21 protein-coding genes are annotated in these 22,901 nt (G+C 44.7%); 11 read left to right on the top strand and 10 right to left on the bottom strand.

Annotated features, from left to right (window positions below; all coding sequences use genetic code 11):
* The first annotated feature begins 7 nt into the window (after positions 1 to 7).
* Positions 8 to 2,413: a phenylalanine--tRNA ligase subunit beta gene (gene pheT / locus OO778_RS10115; RefSeq protein ID WP_074191173.1), complete on the top strand. Its 2,406-nt coding sequence runs from the start codon at positions 8 to 10 to the stop codon at positions 2,411 to 2,413.
* 217 nt (positions 2,414 to 2,630) lie between these two features.
* Here the strand turns inward: pheT and OO778_RS10110 are convergent, their stop codons facing one another.
* Positions 2,631 to 3,512 (bottom strand): AEC family transporter, encoded by an 882-nt coding sequence (locus OO778_RS10110; RefSeq protein WP_074191174.1) that lies wholly within the window; start codon positions 3,510 to 3,512, stop codon positions 2,631 to 2,633.
* A 533-nt stretch (positions 3,513 to 4,045) separates the two neighbouring features.
* Here OO778_RS10110 and ihfA point away from each other — a divergent pair.
* Positions 4,046 to 4,342, top strand: a complete 297-nt coding sequence (ihfA, locus tag OO778_RS10105; RefSeq protein ID WP_005377899.1) for an integration host factor subunit alpha — start codon at positions 4,046 to 4,048, stop codon at positions 4,340 to 4,342.
* Between the two features lie 123 nt (positions 4,343 to 4,465).
* On the opposite strand, the gene OO778_RS10100 is transcribed toward ihfA, so the two are convergent.
* On the bottom strand, positions 4,466 to 5,245 hold the full coding sequence (locus OO778_RS10100) for a RelA/SpoT domain-containing protein (protein ID WP_006741655.1): 780 nt from the start codon (positions 5,243 to 5,245) through the stop codon (positions 4,466 to 4,468).
* Between the two features lie 316 nt (positions 5,246 to 5,561).
* Between OO778_RS10100 and OO778_RS10095 the strand changes: the two genes are divergently transcribed.
* On the top strand, positions 5,562 to 6,212 hold the full coding sequence (locus OO778_RS10095) for a thiopurine S-methyltransferase (protein ID WP_046874957.1): 651 nt from the start codon (positions 5,562 to 5,564) through the stop codon (positions 6,210 to 6,212).
* A gap of 72 nt (positions 6,213 to 6,284) precedes the next feature.
* Here the strand turns inward: OO778_RS10095 and purT are convergent, their stop codons facing one another.
* The 7 genes from purT to OO778_RS10060 form a co-directional block, all read right to left on the bottom strand.
* Positions 6,285 to 7,460, bottom strand: coding sequence for a formate-dependent phosphoribosylglycinamide formyltransferase (gene purT / locus OO778_RS10090; protein WP_258586754.1), 1,176 nt, complete (start codon positions 7,458 to 7,460; stop codon positions 6,285 to 6,287).
* Between the two features lie 145 nt (positions 7,461 to 7,605).
* A complete protein-coding gene (cdd, locus tag OO778_RS10085) occupies positions 7,606 to 8,493 on the bottom strand; it encodes a cytidine deaminase (protein WP_005397788.1) in 888 nt (295 codons plus the stop codon).
* A 443-nt stretch (positions 8,494 to 8,936) separates the two neighbouring features.
* Positions 8,937 to 9,614, bottom strand: a complete 678-nt coding sequence (locus tag OO778_RS10080; protein WP_005377888.1) for an LrgB family protein — start codon at positions 9,612 to 9,614, stop codon at positions 8,937 to 8,939.
* A gap of 1 nt (position 9,615) precedes the next feature.
* Positions 9,616 to 9,990, bottom strand: a complete 375-nt coding sequence (locus OO778_RS10075) for a CidA/LrgA family protein (RefSeq protein ID WP_005397786.1) — start codon at positions 9,988 to 9,990, stop codon at positions 9,616 to 9,618.
* 55 nt (positions 9,991 to 10,045) lie between these two features.
* Positions 10,046 to 11,467, bottom strand: a complete 1,422-nt coding sequence (sbcB, locus tag OO778_RS10070) for an exodeoxyribonuclease I (protein WP_264909553.1) — start codon at positions 11,465 to 11,467, stop codon at positions 10,046 to 10,048.
* 156 nt (positions 11,468 to 11,623) lie between these two features.
* Complete coding sequence (locus OO778_RS10065) at positions 11,624 to 12,997, bottom strand: L-cystine transporter (RefSeq protein WP_054867346.1); 1,374 nt, start codon at positions 12,995 to 12,997, stop codon at positions 11,624 to 11,626.
* 200 nt (positions 12,998 to 13,197) lie between these two features.
* A complete protein-coding gene (locus tag OO778_RS10060) occupies positions 13,198 to 13,887 on the bottom strand; it encodes an NAD(P)H-binding protein (RefSeq protein WP_005397784.1) in 690 nt (229 codons plus the stop codon).
* Between the two features lie 247 nt (positions 13,888 to 14,134).
* On the opposite strand from OO778_RS10060, the gene cobT reads away from it, so the two are divergent.
* From cobT to btuD, 8 genes are all read left to right on the top strand, one after another.
* Positions 14,135 to 15,178, top strand: coding sequence for a nicotinate-nucleotide--dimethylbenzimidazole phosphoribosyltransferase (gene cobT / locus OO778_RS10055; protein WP_264909551.1), 1,044 nt, complete (start codon positions 14,135 to 14,137; stop codon positions 15,176 to 15,178).
* Complete coding sequence (locus OO778_RS10050; RefSeq protein ID WP_046874846.1) at positions 15,178 to 15,984, top strand: adenosylcobinamide-GDP ribazoletransferase; 807 nt, start codon at positions 15,178 to 15,180, stop codon at positions 15,982 to 15,984. Before cobT ends, OO778_RS10050 begins: the two co-directional genes overlap by 1 nt.
* Positions 15,981 to 16,514 (top strand): bifunctional adenosylcobinamide kinase/adenosylcobinamide-phosphate guanylyltransferase, encoded by a 534-nt coding sequence (gene cobU, locus OO778_RS10045; RefSeq protein WP_005397778.1) that lies wholly within the window; start codon positions 15,981 to 15,983, stop codon positions 16,512 to 16,514. The genes OO778_RS10050 and cobU overlap by 4 nt, the downstream gene beginning before the upstream one ends.
* 11 nt (positions 16,515 to 16,525) lie before the next feature.
* Positions 16,526 to 17,140, top strand: a complete 615-nt coding sequence (gene cobC / locus OO778_RS10040; RefSeq protein WP_145532213.1) for an alpha-ribazole phosphatase — start codon at positions 16,526 to 16,528, stop codon at positions 17,138 to 17,140.
* Positions 17,141 to 17,268: 128 nt separating this feature from the next.
* Entirely contained in the window at positions 17,269 to 19,065 is a 1,797-nt protein-coding gene (locus tag OO778_RS10035; protein ID WP_170902111.1) for a M3 family oligoendopeptidase, read from the top strand.
* 274 nt (positions 19,066 to 19,339) lie between these two features.
* Complete coding sequence (locus tag OO778_RS10030; RefSeq protein WP_006741645.1) at positions 19,340 to 20,368, top strand: succinylglutamate desuccinylase; 1,029 nt, start codon at positions 19,340 to 19,342, stop codon at positions 20,366 to 20,368.
* 82 nt (positions 20,369 to 20,450) lie between these two features.
* Entirely contained in the window at positions 20,451 to 21,446 is a 996-nt protein-coding gene (gene btuC, locus OO778_RS10025) for a vitamin B12 ABC transporter permease BtuC (RefSeq protein WP_047008668.1), read from the top strand.
* Positions 21,433 to 22,200, top strand: a complete 768-nt coding sequence (gene btuD / locus OO778_RS10020) for a vitamin B12 ABC transporter ATP-binding protein BtuD (protein WP_170902109.1) — start codon at positions 21,433 to 21,435, stop codon at positions 22,198 to 22,200. Before btuC ends, btuD begins: the two co-directional genes overlap by 14 nt.
* A gap of 69 nt (positions 22,201 to 22,269) precedes the next feature.
* On the opposite strand, the gene OO778_RS10015 is transcribed toward btuD, so the two are convergent.
* Complete coding sequence (locus OO778_RS10015) at positions 22,270 to 22,845, bottom strand: nucleoside triphosphate pyrophosphohydrolase family protein (RefSeq protein ID WP_005377875.1); 576 nt, start codon at positions 22,843 to 22,845, stop codon at positions 22,270 to 22,272.
* Positions 22,846 to 22,901 lie beyond the last annotated feature (56 nt).

Below are 22,901 nucleotides of genomic sequence, written 5' to 3'. Positions count from 1 at the left end.
CATCAACATGAAATTCAGCGAATCATGGCTTCGTGAGTGGGTAAACCCAGCGGTTACTACTGACGAACTCACTCATCAAATTACAATGGCCGGCCTAGAGGTAGACGACGTTCTTCCTGTAGCGGGTTCTTTCACTGGCGTTAAAGTGGGTCACGTTGTTGAATGTGGTCAACACCCAGACGCAGACAAACTTCGCGTTACTAAAGTAGATGTAGGCGAAGAAGAGCTTCTAGACATCGTTTGTGGCGCACCTAACTGTCGCCAAGGTCTGAAAGTAGCGGTAGCAACAGTTGGTGCTGTTCTTCCAGGCGATTTCAAAATCAAAAAAGCGAAACTACGTGGCCAGCCATCTCACGGCATGCTTTGTTCGTTCACTGAACTAGGCATTGATGTTGAGTCAGACGGCATCATGGAACTAGCAGAAGACGCAGTAATCGGTACTGATTTCCGTGAATTCCTAGGTCTAGATGACGTAACGGTAGACGTAGATCTAACAGCAAACCGCGCTGACTGTTTCAGCATTCGTGGTCTAGCTCGTGAAGTTGGCGTACTAAACCGTGCTGACGTGACTGAGCCATCAGTAGAAGCAGTTGCCCCTTCAATCGACGATAAAGTGTCTATTGAAGTGAAAGCTCCTGCTGCGTGTCCTCGTTACCTAGGTCGTGTTGTTAAGAACGTAAACGTTCAAGCTGAAACGCCACTATGGATGCAAGAGAAACTGCGTCGTTGTGGTATTCGCTCTATCGACCCTGTTGTAGACATCACTAACTACGTGCTTCTAGAGCAAGGTCAACCAATGCACGCATTCGATCTAGCGAAGATCGAAGGTGGCATCGTAGTTCGTATGGCTGAGCAAGGTGAGAAGCTAACACTTCTTGACGGCAGCGAAGCAGAACTAAATGCAGATACATTAGTTGTAGCTGACCACAACAAAGCACTTGCAATCGCAGGTATCTTTGGTGGTGAAGAGTCTGGTGTAACAACTGAGACTAAAGACGTTCTACTAGAGTGTGCATTCTTTGCACCTGACCATATCCGCGGTCGCGCTCGTAGCTATGGTCTTCACACTGATTCTTCAATGCGTTTCGAGCGTGGTGTGGATTACGCACTACAAGTGAGCGCAATGGAGCGTGCAACTCAGCTTCTTGTTGAAATCTGTGGCGGTGAAGTAGCACCTGTTGTTGCAGTAGAGTCTGAAGCAGACCTACCTAAGCCAAACAAAGTTGCTCTACGTCGCACTAAACTAGACAACCTACTAGGTCACCACATCGCTGATGCTGACGTAGTAGAAATCCTAGAGCGTCTAGGTTTGACTGTTGAAGCTTCTGAAGAAGGTTGGTTGGCAGTAGCGCCAACATGGCGTTTCGATATCGCTATAGAGCAAGATCTGATTGAAGAAGTTGGCCGTATCTACGGTTACGACAACATTCCTAACCAACACCCAGCTGCAGCACTTAAGATGCACAACCACGTTGAAGCGGATCTTCCACTGAAACGCGTTCGTGATCTTCTTGTTGACCGTGGTTACCACGAAGCAATTACATACAGCTTCGTTGAGCCTGAACAACAAAAGCTAGTTGTACCTGGTGTTGAGCCTCTAGTGCTTCCAAACCCAATTTCTGCAGACATGTCAGCAATGCGTCTTGGTCTTATCCAAGGGCTGCTGAACACGGTTGTTCACAACCAGAAACGTCAACAGCCACGCGTTCGTCTATTCGAATACGGCCTACGTTTCATCCCATGTGAATCTGCAGAAAACGGCATGCGCCAAGAGCCTATGCTTGCAGGTGTTATTGCTGGTACTCGTGGTGAAGAGCACTGGGATATCGAAACTAACACCGTTGATTTCTTCGACCTTAAGGGCGATCTAGAAGCGATTCTAGAGCTATCTGCGAACGAAAAAGCGTACTCTTTCGCTGCACTGTCACCTGAAAGCAAAAAAGCTAACCCAGCACTTCACCCAGGTCAATCTGCGGCAATCATCGTAGATGGCAAAGAAGTGGGCGTGATCGGTACCGTTCACCCTGAGCTTGAGCGTAAGTTCGGTCTAAACGGTCGTACTATCGTATTCGAAATCGAATGGTCTGCAATCAACAGTAAAGTGATCCCAGAAGCGGTTCAGCTTTCTAAATTCCCATCAAACCGTCGTGATATCGCTGTAGTTGTGGACGAAGCGGTAGCATCTGGTGACATCGTTAATGCTTGTTTAGAGCAAGGTGGCGAGTTCCTTAAAGATGCGAAGCTGTTCGACGTTTACGTAGGTAAAGGCGTTGAAGAAGGTAAGAAGAGCCTAGCAATCGCTCTGACTCTACAGTCAGTTGAGCGTACGCTTGAAGATGCAGATATAGCTGGTGCGGTTGACGCTATCGTTGCTCACGTTTCTGAGAAGTTTGGTGCGTCTCTACGTGACTAAGCGTTAGACGAACTATCTCTCTTAAGAAACTAAAAACCCTGTCAAATCGGCAGGGTTTTTTTATGTTGAGCATTATCTTATTGTGATTCACGTACTAGGCCGTTTACGTCACCTCCAACAACCTCAAAAATCTGGACCAAACTCGAGGTAACGCTTAATCGAGACTTGGCATATATCGTTTTTCAGCCAACAGACGCTAACGCTAGCTTATTGGCGGCTAGGCGGCGAGTGAGAGGGTATAGCTAAGCAGAAGTGGGAGCGTAAGAATACTGAAAAAGTTGCCAAATAGTACCATTGACGCCACTTTCATGGGCTCTATATTCAGCCTTTCCGCAAATAGGTAATTCATGACGGCTGGTGGCAGCATTGTGAAGAGTACCATCATTTGCAATTGCATCGTTGGAAGGGGAATTAACCAATAAATAAGTGCAAATGCAACCGCCCCAGTTGCAAGCGACTGCACGGTACACAATACACCAACCTTTAAACCGTCCACTCTTAAATGACACATTTGCGCCCCCAGGGATAAAAGCATCACGGGTACTGCCGCTTGGCCAAGTAGAGCAGTCGCTTCGTATAAAGGTGCCCATACACCCACATTTGACACGTTGAGAAACAGAGCCAACGACGCAGCTAAAAAGATTGGCATCTTGACTATTTGCTTAAAAGGGTTGCCATTACTAAGTAGCATTACACCTAAACTAATGTGCAAGCATGCTGACACGACAAATAGCAGTACTGCTGAGGATAGCGCAATTTCTCCAAACGTATAGGTAAACAAAGGAATAGCAAGGTTTCCGCTATTGCGAAACATATGTGGTGGTGCCCAGGTTTTAAACGACAGTGACGTCAATCGACATACTGGGATCATGAGTAGTGCGGGAACCAAAACCGCGACAATTGCTGCAAAAAGGAGTGGTCCCTGATTCGAGTCTAACGGCATGTTAACGAGCGAAGAAAACACCAGCGCAGGTGTGAAAACCTCAATGTTAATGCGGTTGATTGGACGAAAGTCAGGCTTGATGTAACGACCTACCAAATAGCCGACGCCGACAAGAGCAAAAACAGGGAAAAGAATATTTATGATTTGATTAATCATGGTCGCCTAGATGAAGTGTAAGGAGCTAATGTGGAGATACACGAAGAACCACATTATCAACCTTTATATATTGCGTCATCGCTGAACAGTGAGAAGCGTGGGTTTAATCAAGCTTTCTAAGCACAGTTGCAAAGCCAGGTGGTCATACCATTTAGTTCAATTGTTACGTATCGAGTTACATACAAATCACTGAATTTACGACAAGTTCTATGTCAAGTGTCTGTTAAATAACCAACCTCTGATATTTTTATTAAATAGTGATTAATGTTGATATTTAAACTACTTTTAGTTTTATCAGCTGGATGTTTTTCCTATTAAAGAGAAAACAAAAACAAAAATATCAAAATGTTGGCGTTTAACAATAATTTACATAGTGCTATTCCTTTTGTTCGCCAAGAAAAAAGTTGGCGAAAATCATAAGCTTGTCATACACTTCCTGATGTAACCCCGATATGTTGTTGAATTGGTAGGGTAAAACTGCTCTGGCGCTACACTAACGTAGCATTGTTTAACATAGCTTTGAGGAAAGTTTTATGGCGCTCACAAAAGCCGAACTGGCAGAAAACCTGTTTGATAAATTAGGATTTAGTAAGCGGGACGCCAAGGAAACGGTGGAAGTGTTCTTTGAAGAGATTCGTAAGGCACTGGAAAGTGGCGAACAGGTAAAACTGTCAGGTTTTGGTAACTTTGATCTTCGTGACAAGAATGAACGACCTGGTCGTAACCCGAAAACCGGTGAAGATATTCCAATTACTGCTCGACGTGTAGTGACTTTTCGCCCGGGTCAGAAGTTAAAAGCTCGTGTAGAAAACCTGAAGAAAGTACAGTAAGCCGAATAAATGGATCACGCTAAGGCGTGGTCTTTTTTTTGCGTAAAACTTGTGTCGCATATAAACGAAAACCACCGCAATGCGGTGGTTTTTCTGTTTTTGAGTATATCTTAATGATATAGATTACGCTGCTTCTAGGTGCGTTGTTAAGTATGGTTGCCATGCTTGTTGGTACAAGTTTTTAGACTGTGCACGCATGTTGCGAATAGAAGCGAGTTCTAGTTCGCTTAGTTCGCGTTTCTCCATCATCGCTTGGCGTTCTAGTTTCTGGATTTTTTCGTATAGGTCGTGTTCAGGACCGCTTTTCACATCTGCGATGGCTTTTAAGTGTAGTTGAACTTCGGCAACCAGATTTGTCTTTGGTAAACGAACGAGTAAGTTCAAGTCTCTATAGCCTGAAGGACCAGGTTTTTTGAAGCGATTTTTTACTTTAACAATTGTTGTTTCACGCTCTAAGGTTTCATAAATGGAGACTAAGCTCGCGACGTCTTCAGCAACAATCGTGGCACGGGCTAGGTCAGTAATGCGTTCGACTTTTCCATCTAACTCCAAAGCTATTTTTTCTTCTGCTCGTTGTTTGGACTTTACGCCTGCGAAGTATGGCTGAGCATCATTAAGAAGTGCGGTACTTTTACAGATAGTTTCAAGCTCAAATTGTGCTTGGTGAGCTTTGCTGTAAAGAATGTCGAAGTCAGTGTATGGCTGAGTTGGAGTTGCGTCGATTGACTGAATACCATACAAGCCGCTAAGGCTATGTTTAAAGAGTTTCGAACAAACTTCGTTTTGACTTGTTGAACGATTTTGATCGCCACTCGGCGCTGGGGTTATTGGAAGTGCGGCAAATGCCGGTGCACGGCTAAGTACCAAAAGCATCAATGCTGTAGTACGAAGAAATAAGCTCATTCACTCTCCTTAACTTGCTTGTACTTAGAAAATAGGGAACATAAAGGTCGCTAAGTTCGGCAAATCAGGTACTAACTTATTAATGGGGTCATTACGAAAGATTCCAAGGTTTCAGTTTTGTCTTGAAGTGGAATCGTGCGTTAGATCACCATTTCTCTTTTCTTTATTCTGTTTATCAGATAAAGGCGTGGTTCCTATAAGAACGTTTACATCCTATCACCGCTGTATTAACCAAAGATGAACGGCATAGACAAATTGAAAAAAATCGTTAGTCTTACTTCTCAAAATGAAAATCAGCCGACAAGTAGAAAGTAAAATGAGAGATCAAGAGTTTTGGCATAATAAATGGGCCAGTAATCAAATCGGATTTCACTTGGAAGATGTAAACCCGCTATTACCTGCATATTGGCAACACACAAACCCAAAGCGTGAAGACAAAGTGTTAGTGCCTTTGTGTGGAAAGTCAGAAGACTTGATTTGGTTGGCGATGAAGCATGATTCAGTTGAAGGTGTTGAGCTGAGCCATATCGCTGTTCGTGCCTTTTTTGCTGAACATTTTTATACGCCAACCGTGACGCCTGTTAATGGTATGCACGAGCTTTATCAATTTGATGAGCTCTCTATTTATACTGGGGACTTTTTCACTGCACCAGTATCTCAAGCCGATATCATTTATGATCGCGCCGCGTTGGTTGCTTTACCGCAAGATATGCGAGAGGAGTATGTAGAGCGTCTCAAGCAACTTTTGAATCCAGGCGGTCGTATTTTGCTTGTTACACTCAACTATCCTCAAGAAGAGATGGCGGGGCCTCCATTTAGCGTGCCAGTTGAAGAGATTGAGCAGTTATTTTCAGGTTACAAAGTTACCTGTTTGAACGTAGATGAAGCTGATGAAAACCATCCTAAAATTGCGAAAAAAGGCTTAAGTCGCTTCTCTGAAGAAGTGTACTTAATCGAGAGTGAATAGGTTTTCCTCGGTTTGGAAAACGAAATAGCGCAGCAATTTGAGCTGCGCTATTTTTGTATAAGTGGTTCGTATTTAATAAGTGATATTCACTTTTGATGCACTTTCAACAGCATCTTGAACGGCTTCTTCGGTGGTTTTTCGTCGCGTAAGGACAACACCTAAACGACGGCGACCATCGATTTCTGGCTTGCCGAATAGACGAACTTGCGTTTGAGGTTGAGCTAAGGCTTTGGTTAGGTTGTCAAAGCGAATGCTTGTGGAAGTCCCTTGACCAAGAATAACGGCCGACGCAGATGGACCATATTGTACGATATTATTAATCGGCATTCCGGTAAATGCACGTACGTGGAGAGCAAACTCTGACATTTCCTGAGAAATCATAGTGACCATGCCTGTATCGTGTGGGCGAGGAGAGACCTCATTGAAAATGACCTTATCGCCTTTAACAAATAACTCAACACCAAAGATGCCGTAGCCACCGAGTGCGTTGACTACTTTCTCTGCCGTGTATTCTGCTGCTTTTACTGCGTTTTCTGACATGGCTTGTGGTTGCCATGATTCGCGGTAGTCGCCATCTTCCTGACGATGGCCAATTGGAGCACAGAAGTGAACACCGTCAACGGCTCTTACAGTCAATAAAGTGATTTCGTAATCGAAGTCGATAAAACCCTCCACGATCACGCGACCTGCCCCCGTACGTCCGCCTTCCTGTGCGTAATCCCATGCCTTTGCAACGTCGTCTTCGGTCTTGATGACACTTTGCCCTTTACCTGAAGAACTCATAACTGGCTTTACTACGCACGGGATGCCTACATGCTCAACCGCGGCTTTGAAGTCTTCAAAAGTATCTGCAAAACGATAAGGTGATGTCGTCAGTTCTAGTTCTTCTGCAGCCAAACGTCGGATACCTTCACGATTCATTGTTAGCTTGGTTGCCTTAGCGGTTGGAACAACATTCAGCCCTTTTTCTTCAAGCTCTACCAGTTTGTCGGTTGCGATAGCTTCGATTTCAGGTACGACGTAAGTAGGTTGTTCCTTTGTAATAACTTCTTCTAAGGCGCTTCCATCTAACATATCGATGACGTAACTACGGTGAGCAACTTGCATCGCTGGAGCATTAGCATAGCGATCACAAGCAATCACTTCTAAACCAAGTCTCTGACATTCAATTGCGACTTCTTTACCGAGTTCGCCAGAGCCTAAAAGTAATACACGGGTAGCATTTGCGCTGGTTGCAGTGCCAAACATAGTGTTCCCTTACAAAATAGAGTGGTGAGACAGAAATTGCAGGAGATCATACTGAAGTTTCATGACAAAGCAAACGTTTGCTTTTGGTTTTTAGGCAATAAAAAAGCTCTACATGCCGTAGAGCTTTTTATACTGAAATTGTCGCTTATACGTTGACAAAACTAAGTGGAATATCTGGATTCAACGCTTCTAACGTTGATTGCGTATCAGCCAAATGACTGATCTTGCCTTCTGAGTTTTCTACCAGAGCAGCGGCTTTGATATTGTCAAAAGTTTCACCCGCAAGTAGTACTTGGATCAGCGCAACTTGTAATGGCGGCAAACTAGGGTTAAACGCCGCATTTTCCGCATAAGCACCTTGGAATACACGGCCGCTAGCCATTTCTAATGCTAAGCCACTCAAGTTGTTGGTATATGGTGAGTGGCTCATGTTCATCGCTTCAACAGCGCTTTGAATTAGAGTGTCTTCATCATCGCATGAGAACTGATGCTTTACTTCTGCCATTAAGCCGGATTCGATACCGAGATCGTTTGGTCCAAAGGCTTCAGGTAGGTATTCATGCAGCGACTTTTCTTCGCGTTCTGGGAGCTGGATTTTAAGCTCGTTTGCGGTAGATAATTCGTTCATGAACTGACGGCAGTGACCACATGGGCTGAAGTTAATAGTAATATCTTTAATACCACGTTCACCTTTCATCCAAGCATGGCTAATTGCAGACTGCTCAGCGTGAACTGTTTGACCTAACTGAACACCAAAGAATTCCATGTTGGCACCGAAGTAAAGGCGACCTGAGAGACCACGAACGATAGCACCGACATAAAATTCAGAAAGAGGAGCATAGGAATATGCTGCGGCAAAAGGAAGTAGAGCAACACGAAGCTCTTTATCTGATAGACCGGTAGCTGAAAGCAACTGCTCAAACTGTTGAACTGAAAGCGTAGCATCAAAATCATCAGCTTGGATGATAGGAGCAAGTTGTTTGGAAAGTGCTTCTGGAGCGCCTGCTAGCGCCTGTTCAATGCGACTTTTCATGTTGAATCCTTGTTATTGCATGGACAGTTATTCTATGTGAAGGATAGAAATGTTCCGTGCGTTAGATCACGATAAATAATGCAATTGATAATTCTGTTACATAATTAGAGTGAGCTCACACATGTATTCGATTGCACTGACGTGAAGCGTTATCTCCGTCTCACAATTAACCATATCAGTATATATTCATATAACCAAGACGCTGGGATATGTTAATTACGATGCCTACATGTCCAAACAACGTTATTCCTAGATATCTAAGCAACGTTGAGTCAGTAATATTGCACTGAATGTTGAAGTTATTAGTGTGTATCTCGTCAGAGTGCCTTAACGATCTAACTAGAACGGGTTGTTAGATGAGGTAATACAGAATTTTGGAAGGGATAAGGAAGAAACGGGAAGGCCACGGCCTGCCGGAAGGAGGGCAGACCGAGAGCGCTTAACTATTGATATAGCCAGACAGCCAAAGCAAAAAAGCTTGGAGCCAAAATAGAAGTGATGATGCCGCATAAAACCAATGCGAGTGATGAGAACGCGGCATCAATGGGCTGTTTCTCTGCACATGTCGCGGTGCCTAAGGCATGAGACACGGTACCCATTGTTAGGCCACGTGCAATCGGGTGTTTAATTCCAATTAAGTTGTAAATTGGGTATGCCAAAATCGCGCCCAATAAACCAACAATCAGAACCAAGATCGCCGCAACGGCAGCTTCACCACCGAGGTGACTCGAAATTTCCATTGCTATTGGCGTAGTGACGGATTTACCCACTAGACTTGCGATTAAACTGATATCCGCTTTGAAAGCGACTGCGATCAAGGTGGTTGTCATCATCGACATCACACTGCCTACTGTGCAAGCAAAAGTGATGATTCGCCAGTTTGCTTTAATCTGTGGTAGTTGTTCATATAACGGGTAAGCCAGAGCAACTACAGCTGGTTGAAGTAAAAAACTGATCCCTTCGTTATCCGCATAATACGTTTCAAACGGTACATTTAAGTAAGTAAGCAAAGGAATGAGCACTGCAATACTGATCAGCAAAGGATTTGCGAGAGGATTATTCACTTTGATTGCGATTTGGCGCGCGACAAGAAAAACCGCAATGGTAACAACTAACCACATATCAGTGCTTCTCCTTTAGCAAGTAGTCCAGCAGCCAAGCGAGGCTGACCAGTACAATGAGTGAGCCTCCAACTGCGCTAGCAATGATAGGGAGGGCATTAGCGAGTAGCATATCGAAATGTTGCATTAATCCCACGCTAATAGGAACGAACAACAAAATCATGTAGCGGATAAATAGCGTGGCGCCCGGTTTGACCCAATCGACTTTTACAAGCCCAAGAGTCATGGAGAAAAACAGTACGAGCATACCGATGACACTTCCTGGGACGGAAACGCCAGTGAACTTTTGAATGGTAATTCCGATGCCAAGTGCCCCCATGATGAGGAAGATTGAAATGAGCAGTTGGATCAGTTGTAAGAATCGTTCTTTAATCATTTTGACAGTATATAAACAACAAGCACACCATAAGGTGCGCTTGTATTAGGAGGAGTTAAGAAGCTAAGCTCTCTACATAACGGTACACGGATTTTAATATCGCAATCTGCTTTTCGTCACTTTCATGTTCGTGAACTAAGTTTTCTAAATTCAGCATGTACTCTTCAATTTGGCTTTCAAACACTTCTCGACAGTGTAATGCCCAGCGTCTCTGTTCTTGCTCGTCTAATGTGCCTGGGAAGTTACGCGCACGATAGCGGAACAATAGAGGTTTAATGCGCTTGTCATCAAATTCAATGTCCAATGCGGCAAGATTGTTCGGGTCGGTTTCTCGAATGATATCCATGGCTGCGCGATCGGCCGGAGAGAAGAATCCGTCGTAAAGTTGCGTATCGACGTCATCACTTTTATCGAATTTACGCTCGACTGAAAAGAGGCTAATCAACTTTTCTCTAATTTCAGGATGTTGGCGCAACAAAGAGAGATTAGCGAGACATTGCTGGCGATCAATGCCAATAGACTCTGCATTTTCAGCCGTTAACGTTTTTGCAGGGGCGAGAATAGGGCATTTGTTTAAATGAACCAACTTAACTGGTACTGGTAGCAAGTCACCAAGATCTTCTCGCTTAGTGTAGAGTCTTTCGTGTAGCTCTTCTGCGGATAGCTCAAGAATAGGTTGAGGGTCTTTCGCTAAATCGATAGTGATAACAGCGTTGTTATTGGTTGGATGCCAAGCAACAGGCACAATCCAGCTAGTGTACTGGCATTCGCGCCCTAGCATGCCTGAAACGTGCATCAACGGCGTCATGTTGACGATGTCGACTAATTCATTGAGCTTGCGCTTTTGGCGCATAGAAAAGAAGTAGTCAAACAATTTTGGTTGCGCTGCTTTTACTTTCTTTGCCATTTCGATAGTCGCAATCACGTCTGCCATCGCATCGTGCGCGTTACTATGTTCTATGCCGTTAGCAACAGACAAGTGCTCTAATTTAAAACTAGTAAAGCCATCTTCGTTTTCTGGCCATTCTACGCCTTCTGGGCGAAGGGCGTGGCATGCGCGTAATACATCGAGTAAATCCCAGCGCGAGTTACCGTTTTGCCAACTCCATGCGTATGGATCGATAAAGTTGCGATAACAAGTATAACGGGTCACTTCGTCATCAAAGCGAATGCTGTTGTAGCCTAAACTGGTGGTATTTGGTTTCGCGAGTTCAGCGTGAATCTTAGCGATAAACTCAGGCTCAGAAAGGCCTTCTTGAACCGTTTTTTGCGGAGTAATACCAGTAATAAGCGCAGCTTCAGGAGACGGAAGATAATCAGCAGGTGGCTGGCAGTACATGACTAAAGGCTCGCCGATGATATTGAAGTTTTCATCTGTACGAACACCAGCGAACTGGCTTGGGCGATCTTTCGCGGGGTTGGTTCCCCATGTCTCATAATCAAAGAAGAAAAAAGTGGGCTGATTATCTTGGTGCATTCTGCTTACCGTTTACAAAACCGATAACAGTATTAGACCATTCAACGCCTTGACTAGCAACGAAAGATGCAAGTTGAATTTTTGAAAATGAAAAAGCCGATGGCGAACCATCGGCTTGATATTTTACGTTTTATTGCTTGGGAAGTAGTTTGAGCTTTACGCTCGTGTTTCTTCCAATGCTGTTTCGCTTTCTGGTGACTTCAGCACTCGGCTAGCAATCGTACCCGCAGTCATTGATCCTGAAACGTTCAGTGCGGTACGTGCCATGTCAATCAATGGTTCAATAGAGATAAGTAGCGCCGCGATGGTGACAGGTAAGCCCATTGCAGGGAGAACAATCAATGCTGCAAACGTTGCACCTCCGCCGACTCCAGCAATACCAAATGAGCTGATAGTGATAATCGCAATCAATGACAGGATAAAGTGCAGATCCAGTGGGTTGATGCCCATTGTCGGAGCTACCATCACTGCCAGCATTGCAGGATAGATACCTGCACATCCGTTTTGGCCGATAGTGGCACCAAACGATGCTGATAGGTTTGCAATCGCTGGTGGAACGTTAAGCTTGGTGATTTGCGCTTCTACGTTTAGTGGGATCGTTGCTGCTGAGCTACGAGATGTAAACGCGAAGGTCAGTACAGGCCAGATTTTCTTAAAGTATTCCGCAGGGCTAACGCCGACAAACGAGACTAATACGCCGTGAACAACAAACATCAGAGCGATAGCAACATAAGACGCCACAATAAAGCCAAGTAGGTTTAGGATGTCGCCTGCGCTTGATGTTGCTACCACTTTTGCCATCAGTGCTGCGATGCCGTATGGCGTTAACGCCATGATCATCTTCACTAATCGCATAACGATTGACTGAGCTGCTTCTACGAAAGTACGAATCGGTGATTCTAACTCTGCTTTTTCCATCATCACTTTGCGAGCGGCGATACCGGTTAATACACCGAAGATAACGACAGCGATAATTGAGGTCGAGCGAGCACCTGTTAGATCAGCAAATGGGTTGGTTGGAATGAAGCTAACTAGCATTTGAGGAATAGTCAGGTCACTTACTGTACCGGCACGGCTTTCTAAAACGGCGATACGAGCGGTTTCACGCGCGCCTTCAGTTAAACCCTCTGCTGAAAGGCCAAATGTCGTTGTCACCAAGATACCGATGAGTGCAGCAATTGCAGTCGTTACTAGAAGAACAGAGATGGTCAGGCCAGAAATTTTACCTAATGATCCACCTTTTTCCAATTTAACAACTGCAGAGATCATCGATACCAATACTAGTGGCATGATGACCATTTTCAGTAGACCAACGTAGCCACTGCCTACAATGCCTACCCATTCAAGTGTTTGAGCAATTGCGCTGTTGCCTTCACCGTGAATGAGTTGCAAAGCAAGACCAAAAAGAGAACCAGTAACAAGACCGATTAAAACGAGACGAGAGAGTGTGTGTTTCTTTTGTTGTTGGTTAAATAGAAAGAACAATATGCCAACAAAGACGGCTAGAGAGGCTATCACTGCAAAATTCATAATCTGACCTTATCAACCTGCCGAAATGGCGGTTGTTTTTTATACGGGGTTTTATACGGATTTGTTTATGGGGCGTAAGATAACGCTCGCGATATAACTTTAAAAATGACAAACGGGTATTAGCTAGATCTAAAATGAATATAAAAACGAGATCTAAGTCGCGTGAGAGTGTGAATTAGCACGTTAAATGTACAAAATGGTTATTCGTAGTGATGCAGTAAGTCACGCATTTCTTGCCTTTGTAAGTAAACCACCGAGTCTTCTTGATAACTGAAAAGTTGATAAATCATCGCTTTGGCGACATCTTCCGCTCGAATAGGTAAAAAGTTGGACAGTTTGCCAAGCATGAATGGGCGAATTACCTTAAACAGAGTTTGCACTAACTTCTCGTCCGTTCTTGGACTTTGACGTTGACCAACAAGCGGGCCTGGGCGAACAAACACGATTTCCTCAAAACCCATAGCTTCGATTCGTTGTTCCATTTGTCCTTTACAGGCTAGGTAATGGGATGGCGATTTACTATTTGCACCAAGGCTAGAAACAACCGCAAGGCGTTTGACTCCGATCGTTTTCATCTGTTGGGCGACTTTACACACCAGATCAACATCTACTCTACGTAAATTATCCTTACTGCCTGCTTGCTTAAGGGTTGTGCCTAAACAGATAAAGCCGATGGTCGGTGTTGGTTGGTTATCATCCCATTGGTGGATAGAAAGGTCGGCATCAATGAGAGGAACAAGCTTATTGTCCGCATCTAGGACGCCATCGAGTGGGCGGCGAGAAAGATAATATAAGGTCCCAACACCTGATTGATTTATGAGGTTTGTAATGACTTTTGAACCGACTAAGCCAGTCGCCCCAGCGATGATGGCGCAGGTGTTGTTATCCATGTCCTTTCTCCTATATGGGAATATAGCCTAAGCTATTGTAGCGGATTTCAAGGAGTTACTTATAATCGAATGCTCGAAAGGTGAGACGCTCTGCGAACTCAGTAGACTTTCCTGACAGAAACCTGATTAGCGCTGCCCCAAGTGGATGCAAGGGTATACAATAGTGGACGCTCAAAACTGGGGTTGAGCAAGATTTCTTAATCAATGGAACACCTCTCACCCAGACAACATCAAAGGAACGTAAAAAATGGATGACTCTTTTGCAGTGGAGATACAAGCGCGCATAGATAACAAAACCAAACCCGTCGGTTCTTTAGGCTTATTGGAAAAGGTGGCACTACAGCTAGCTCTTATTCAAAGTCAGGATAAACCTCAGCCAGTCGATTCCATCGCTATCTGTAAACCGAGCATGCTGGTATTTGCTGGAGATCACGGCGTTGCAGAGGAGGGCGTAAGTATTGCGCCAAGCGAAGTCACTCAGCAAATGGTGGCTAACTTTCTCGCCGGCGGCGCAGCCATCAACTGCTTTTGCGACATCAATGGCATCCAACTCAAAGTAATAGATTGCGGCATGTTGGCACCTATTGATGTGCTTGTTCCAGAATTTAAATCCCATCCCAACTTGGTTGAACAACGGTTGGGTAACGGTACGGCTAATTTTTCTAAACAATCAGCGATGTCCCCAGAACAAGTGGCGTTAGGTTTAGAATATGGTGCGAAGATTGCTGAGCAAACCATTTTGCATGGTTCAAACCTCTTGATGTTCGGCGAGATGGGCATCGGTAATACCAGTTCGGCCTCAGCACTGTTATCGGCGCTGAGCTCATTAGATGTTGATTATTGTGTTGGCGTTGGCACCGGAATCAATCAACAGCAGTTGAGCCGCAAATATAAACTGGTAGCACAGGGGGTAAACCGATGTCGAGGTCTTGATACCAAAGCGATTCTCGCACAGGTTGGGGGATTTGAAATCGTACAGATAGTGGGCGCTTTTTTAGAAGCCAAGCGGCTTAAAACCCCAGTTTTAGTGGATGGATTTATCGTATCGGTTGCTGCGTATATTGCAACGTTGCTAGACGAAGAAGCACGCGAATACATGTTGTTTGCCCACCGCTCCGAAGAAAATGGACATAAGTTTGTATTAGAGTACCTAAAAGCAGAACCTCTACTCGATCTTGGTTTACGGTTAGGGGAGGGAACCGGAGCCGCTCTTGCCTTACCCTTGTTAAAAGCTGCTGCCCAGTTTTACAACAAGATGGCGAGCTTTGAGAGTGCAGGAGTTACAGTATAGTGTCAGTCCCTGATAATTCTGAGAACGTCACGCCGTCATCGTTAAGATACCAGTGGGAGTTGTTTCTATTAGCTATCAGTTTTTTTAGTCGCTTACCCGTACCCCAAGCGTTGCCATACAGTGAAGAACGCATGAATCAGGCCGGACGTTATTTCGCGTTAGTTGGTCTCGTACTTGGAGCGCTTTGTGCTCTGGTATTTTCGCTCACCTCAATTCTTTTCCCAGAATCGGTTGCCATAGTATTAACAATGGTGTTTAGCTTATTGTTAACAGGGGCATTTCACGAAGACGGCTTGACTGATATGGCGGATGGCATTGGCGGTGGCATGACTGTCGAGCGACGCCTCTCTATTATGAAAGACAGTCGTATTGGCACTTATGGTGCCGCCACTCTCATTATGGCGTTATTGGCTAAGTATGTTTTTTGGAGTGAACTGGCTAACTTGCCGCAGTTTTGGTTGGTCATTGTCGTCGCTTATACCGCAAGCCGAGCACTAGCCGCGACGCTTATTTATGACATGCCTTATGTCAGTGACAGTGATACGTCGAAAAGTAAACCGCTGGCAAATAGCCAGTCTTCTTTAGAAGTCTCCATTTTGTTGTTTACTGGTGGCATAACATTGCTTGTGCTTGGTATCACGCAGGCGATCTTTATATCGCTTGTTCTCGTGGTATTTCGTTTGATGTTCAAACGTTGGTTAACCAAGCGAATTGGCGGCTTTACGGGGGATTGCCTTGGCGCAGCGCAGCAGCTATCGGAACTGCTTGTTTATCTCACTATGATTGGGTTTTATCACATCTCATGAAGCAATTGATACTCGGTGGCGCGCGCTCTGGGAAGTCGCATTTGGCGGAAAAAACAGCCAAGCAATTATCGACCACTTCTCAACACTCATTACATTATGTTGCAACCGCGCTGCCATTTGACCAAGAAATGCGAGAGCGAATAGCGCATCATCAAAAGCAACGAGGGGGCGAGTGGCAAGAGCATGAATGCCCCCTTCATTTATCTGAGTTACTGACAAATTTCGCTAACACCGATGTTGTACTGGTCGATTGTTTAACCTTGTGGCTCAATAATTGGATATTTGAGTTAGGTGATGAATGTTCCAATGAGAAGCTAGAAGCAGAAATTGAAAAGCTTATACAGGTGGTGCGTGGCTCAGATGCGACGTTAATATTCGTCTCTAACGAGGTTGGAATGGGTATTGTGCCTTTGGGGGCGGTTAGTCGTTACTTTGTGGATAATGCAGGACGGATGAATCAAAAACTAGCCAGTGTTTGCCATCGTGTTACCTTTGTTGCTGCTGGTTTGCCGTTGGTTCTTAAAGAGTAGGATGGAACAAAATGAAAACACTCAATATCTATCTTGTGCGTCATGGAAAAGTAGATGCTCCACCAGGACTCCATGGCCAAACAGATGTAAAAGTTACGCCTGCTGACCAAGAAAGCATTGCTCGGGCTTGGATCGAGAGTGGACGAGGTGTGGGTGGAGTGATTTGTTCTCCTCTTTCACGTTGTCAAGAACTGGCAAATATAATTGCTGAACAGCAATTATTACCAGTAATGACGGATGAATCTTTACAAGAGATGGCATTTGGTGATTTTGATGGTATGCCTTTTGATATGCTCACTGAGCAGTGGAAAAAGCTAGATGCTTTTTGGCAATCGCCAGCACAACATACGTTGCCGAACGCTGAGAGCTTAAGCACATTTTCTGAGCGCATATGTCGCGTGTGGTCTCAAATCATCAACGATATCAATGACAATCTACTTATCGTCACGCATGGTGGCGTCATTCGTATGATTCTTGCTCATGTATTGGAGTTAGATTGGCGTAACCCCAAGTGGTATTCGACGTTGTCGATAGGAAACGCTTCTGTCACGCATATAACAATGACCATCGATGAGCAAATTTACGCCTCGGTGCGTTCGATTGGCGTACCTCTTTTAACTCGTTAATTTATAAATATTAAAATGCCCAGAACGATATTGCTTACGGGCATAGTTACGGAAGATGTCAGTGGAAGCCCATCTGCTAGGTGCAGGAAGCGAAAATTGACTCAGTTACATAAAAAGGAAATATAGAAATGACAACGCCGAGTTGGGATTTGTCCATCGTTTATAACGACCTTTCTGACCCACGAATTCAAGACGATATTGCTCTTGTTGAACAATGTATTGATCTTTTGAATAAACAATCAGCAGATTGTGGCAACGTAGAGATCATGCAAAATGCGATTTTGACCAATGAAGCAGCGAGTCGTTTAGCGGGCACAGTTGCAAATTTTGCGAGTTGTTATGCTTCTGTTGATGCAACAAACGCCGAAGCGAAATCGTTACTTGGTAAAATGACCCGCATCTTTTCGGAGCTTTCCCAAGCGTTCAGTCCCTTTGATTTGACATTAACGCATGCCGACGAAGAGTTTATCTTGCGCGTGTTAGATCATGAGAATCCTGATATCAGTGGGCAAGCTTTTTCTATCTTGAACTCCAGAAAGTTGGCGGATACTCGTCTTAGCAACGCAGAAGAACAGTTACTGGCTGCGATGAGTGTGGATGGTAAATCGGCTTGGGGTAACCTATATGATAACCTGACTGGCTCATTGAAAGTGAAGCTTGAGTACACAGATGGTAAGAGTGAAGAGCTTGGGTTTTCTCAAGCGGCAAGCATTCTTTATGGTTCTGAATTCGAGCGTCAAGAAGCCGCGTGGCGAGGCGTACAAGATGCAATGCAAACGCACCAAGAATCATTCGCTGCAATTTTGAATGCGTTAGCAGGATGGCGTTTAACTGAAAACAAAAAGCGTTCGACGAAGCGTGAAGTTCACTTCCTCGAGCCGAGTTTGCATGGTAGCCGAATCCAAGCTGAAACTTTAAATGCGATGATGACAGTAGCCAAAGACAGTCGAGCTATTGGTCAGAAAGCGGGTTTATTGATGGCGCAAGTACATGGTCTGGATGAGATGAAACCTTGGAATCATCTGGCGGCTATGCCTGCTTTGAGCGGTGAAGCGAAGGTTTACGACTTTGATGAAGCGATTGATGTTATTTGTGAAGCATTTGAAACAGTAAACCCTGAGATGTCGGAGTTTGTCCGTTTGATGGTACAAAACGGATGGATTGATGCCGCGCCAAATGCCAGCAAGCGCCTTGGTGCATACTGCACCAAACTACCAGCAACGCGAACACCACTTGTGTTTATGACTTGGAGTGGTAGCCGCTCAGACCTGATGACTCTGGCACATGAACTTGGCCATGCGTTCCATAACTGGGTTATTCGCGATTTGCCACTTTGCCAAACTTACTATCCAATGACGTTAGCAGAAACCGCCTCTATTTTTGCAGAAAACATCGTTCGTGATCATTTGATTTCGAAAGCGGAGAGCGTCGATGAAAAGCTAGAGATGTTGTGGGAAGAGTTGTCATCTGCGCTAGCTTTAATGATCAACATTCCGGTTCGCTACGAGTTTGAGAAATCGTTCTATGAACGCCGCCAGGATGGAGAGTTAACCGCAGATGAATTCTGTGAGTTGATGTCTGAAACTTGGAAAGAATGGTATGGCGACGTAATGAGCGAGCCGGATCCGTACTTCTGGGCAAGCAAGCTGCACTTTTCTATCGATAGTGTGAGTTTTTATAACTACCCATACCTGTTTGGTTTCTTATTCAGCAAGGGTATTTATGCACAGCGAGAAACCAAAGGCGAAGCGTTTTACACCGATTACATCAATTTGCTGCGCGATACCGGCTGCATGATGGCGGAAGATGTTGTCGAAAAGCATCTGTCGATGGATTTAACCCAACCAACGTTTTGGCAGCAGAGCGTTGAGCTAGTGCGTGAAAAAGTCGATGAGTTTGAGCGTTTGCTCGCACAGCGCGGCTAAGTTTTTCGCATTGTTGATGCATAATCTGCTTTATAGCTACAAAAATTTGATCAAATCATAATGATCTTAATCAGGGCTGTGGTAAAGTTCACAGCCCTAACACTTTGTAATTGTTTAAAAATTAAACGCCTCAATGCTTGATTTGAGTGCCTGGCGCGAAAAGGTATCGGATTTTCGAGGGAAATAGTGATTTCTACTCATAAGTGAGATCGCAGCAACAAAAATCCTTTGTAAAATTTATTAACATCCCCGCCGTGCTATTAAGGAGTAACGCATGACGAAGTCTCTCTTTCGCCAATCGTTTTTAACTGACACGTTAGATGTTCATATCGATGTTGCACCAGCGGAGCAGGTGCTTTCTAACGGTGTAAAACTTAAACTCTATCAGCGTGGTGTACTAGAAGTGATCCCTGAGAACTATACTCAGGATACGAAGAACGTCATCATCTCTTGTGGGGTTCACGGAGATGAAACGGCACCGATGGAGCTGGTGGATTCCATTATTCAAGACATAGAATCTGGGTTCCAGACGGTCGATACCCGTTGTCTATTCATTATCGCTCATCCAGAATCCACTTTGGCGCACACGCGATTCCTTGAAGAAAACCTCAACCGTCTGTTTGACGAAAAAGAACACAAACAGACAAAAGAGCTTGTCATCGCTGATACGCTTAAGCTGCTTGTTCGAGATTTTTATCAGGATACCGACCCGACAACACGCTGGCACCTTGATTTACACTGCGCGATTAGAGGTTCGAAGCACTATACGTTTGCAGTGAGTCCTAAGACTCGTCATCCTGTGCGAAGCAAGGCATTAATCGATTTCTTGGACAGTGCACACATTGAAGCTGTGCTCTTATCAAACTCACCATCGAGTACGTTTAGCTGGTACAGTGCTGAGAACTTTGGTGCGCAGGCTCTGACGATGGAGCTTGGTCGTGTGGCTCGTATTGGTGAAAATGACCTTGATAAATTGACTGCGTTTGATTTGTCTTTACGTAATTTGATTGCGGAAACGAAGCCAGAACACCTACCAAAACCATGCATTAAATATCGAGTAAGTCGCACAATCGTTCGCTTGAACGAAGATTTTGACTTTATGTTCGACGACAATGTTGAAAACTTCACTTCATTTGTTCACGGCGAAGTGTTTGGTCATGATGGCGACAAACCATTAATGGCGAAGAATGAAAACGAAGCGATTGTCTTCCCGAACCGCCACGTCGCAATAGGTCAACGTGCAGCTCTGATGGTTTGTGAAGTGAAAACCCGTTTTGAAGAGGGTGAGTTGGTTTACGATTAATCCAACATTGCTTTGAGAAGTTAATTGCAATTTACCGAGGCTTAACTGTAAGGTTAAGCCTCGTTTGTTTTTATCGGCCGCTATGGATTTTCAACAACTTATCCTGAACAAGGAACGACGCTGGCAACGTAACCTGATGGTTATGTCGGTCGTGCTCGCTGTACTCTCTGCCATCCACTTGATGGTCGGAGAAATTTTCCTTTCTCCTTTTCAATCTTTATCTGCATTTGAACATAAGCTACTGGTGGACTTACGTTTACCGAGGTTGGTGTCTGCGGCAATTATTGGTGCTGCGTTAGCGGTATCTGGCGCGACGTTACAAGTGTTGCTTGGGAACGTTTTGGCTGAACCCGGCGTGCTTGGTATATCTGGTGGTGCAAGCTTAGCAATGGTCTTAATCATGTTCGCGTCACCTGTTCTTCCCACCCCGATTGTTTTTATGTTGGCAGCGATTGCAGGCTCGATGGTATTCACGTTTGTTTTGGTGGCGATAGCAAGGGCAATGCACCTGACGACGGCTCGATTGCTTTTGGTTGGTGTCGCATTGGGTATTTTATCGAGCGCGATTGTGACGTGGGCATTTTACTTCAGTGATGATCTTAGCCTACGCCAACTGATGTATTGGTTAATGGGCAGCATTGGTGGCGCAAGTTGGTATCAACATACCGTTACCTTGGTGATGCTGCCTGTGCTTATCTGGTTGTGTTGTAAAGGCAAGTCGCTTGATAAATTGATGCTGGGTGAGATTCATGCGACCCAATTGGGTGTCGATGTGCATCAAATGCGTTGGAAACTGATCCTCGCCATTTCTGTTTTGGTGGGTAGTTCAGTCGCTTTGGGTGGCATCATCAGTTTTGTTGGTTTGGTGGTACCGCACTTGTTGCGTTTGGCTTTTGGTACGGAAAACCGTTATTTATTGCCACTTTCTGCAATATCTGGTGCTGCGTTGCTTGTATTTGCGGATATCGGCGCAAGGCTGTTATTAGACTCCGCTGAGCTACCTTTGGGTGTCATGACAACATCGATTGGCGCACCTATTTTCATCTGGATGCTGGTGAAGAGTCATGATGCACGTTAAACATATGTCGGTTGGTAGTCGATTATTGCCTCTTTCTTTTGAATGCAAAGCAGGCGAAATCGTACATGTCGTTGGGCCTAATGGTTCAGGTAAGAGTACTTTATTGGCTGCGATTTCTGGCACGTTAAGCCACCGAGAGGGTATGAGTGGTGAAGTGTGCGTTGGCGACAAAAACTTGCTTACTTTACCGTTGTCAGAGCAAGCTCATGTTCGAGGTTATTTGTGTCAGCAATCACGCCCTGCATTTAATGTCGATGTTTTTCAGTATCTCGCCCTATCTCTGCCGAGTGGCGCTGAGATTGCGGATATCAAAGTGCGTGATGCCGTCAATATGGTGGTGGAGCTGGTACAACTGCAAGATAAGCTTCATCGCAGTATTCAAACATTATCTGGTGGTGAGTGGCAACGTGTCCGATTAGCAGGTGTATGTTTGCAGGTGTGGCGTACCATTAATCCTTTTTCGCAGTTTTTAATTTTGGATGAGCCAGCAGCACCGTTAGATATTGCGCAAGAGGGGCTGCTCTATCAATTGATTAACGCTATGGCGGCGCAGGGAATTGGAGTATTGGTTGCTAATCACGATCTCAACCGCACATTAAAGCACGCAGATAAAGTATTGCTGCTTAACAACGGTGTGCTGCACTCATCAGGAAATGCCGACACTGTGCTAACGGAAGAAGCGCTCGGGGAAGTGTTCAATACTCAAGTCAAAAAGGTCATCGTAGATGAGCAACCTTATTTAATCTTTGATTAGTATTTAAGGGACAATAAAAAACGACCTTCTTGAGGTCGTTTTTTTAATCGAGATAGCCAAACTCAACGTTTACTGAGTCAGCGGTTTTAGATCTGCTGGGCGGTAGTAAACAGATTTGAGTACTTTGCCTTTACGAATGGTTTTACCTTCCGATACGAAATCTTCGGCGCATTTCGCGATAATGTATTCACCTTTCTGCACCGCCATCAACTTGATGCCTTGTTCCGCGTAGAATGCTTCTGTTTCTGAGTACTCTTGCTCGTTACGGCATACTTTGCTCATGTTGCTTGAGTGTACTTCATCCCAGCAAGGAATAAATTCGATACCACGGTTTACTGCAACGTTTAATAGAAGATCAATTAAGTAGCTGATCGCTAGGTTGTCTTCTACTTTGCTGTGGCCAAGATGAACGAGACGGCCCATTAATACATACACGCTGTCTACGATGGCATCTGCTTGCTCAGTTTTACAATCTGCTTCTGCTAGCTCTGTTAGCTCTTCGATCGCCAAAGAGGTGTGTAGTGTGTCTGCTTGCGTATCAAGGCTTGCAGCGTCTGCGACTGGTAAGTCGAACGTACTACGGAACTCGGTGATATCACGGTATAAGTGATCAAAAATCTCTTGGGTTAGCTTTGACAGTTGCATTCTAATTTCCATTGAATCGATTGAAGCGGCAATGATACCAAACCGCACTTTGAACC

This window comes from Vibrio sp. STUT-A16 (genome assembly GCF_026000495.1).
Lineage (GTDB): Bacteria > Pseudomonadota > Gammaproteobacteria > Enterobacterales > Vibrionaceae > Vibrio > Vibrio diabolicus.
This window is presented reverse-complemented; position numbering and strand designations above follow the sequence as displayed.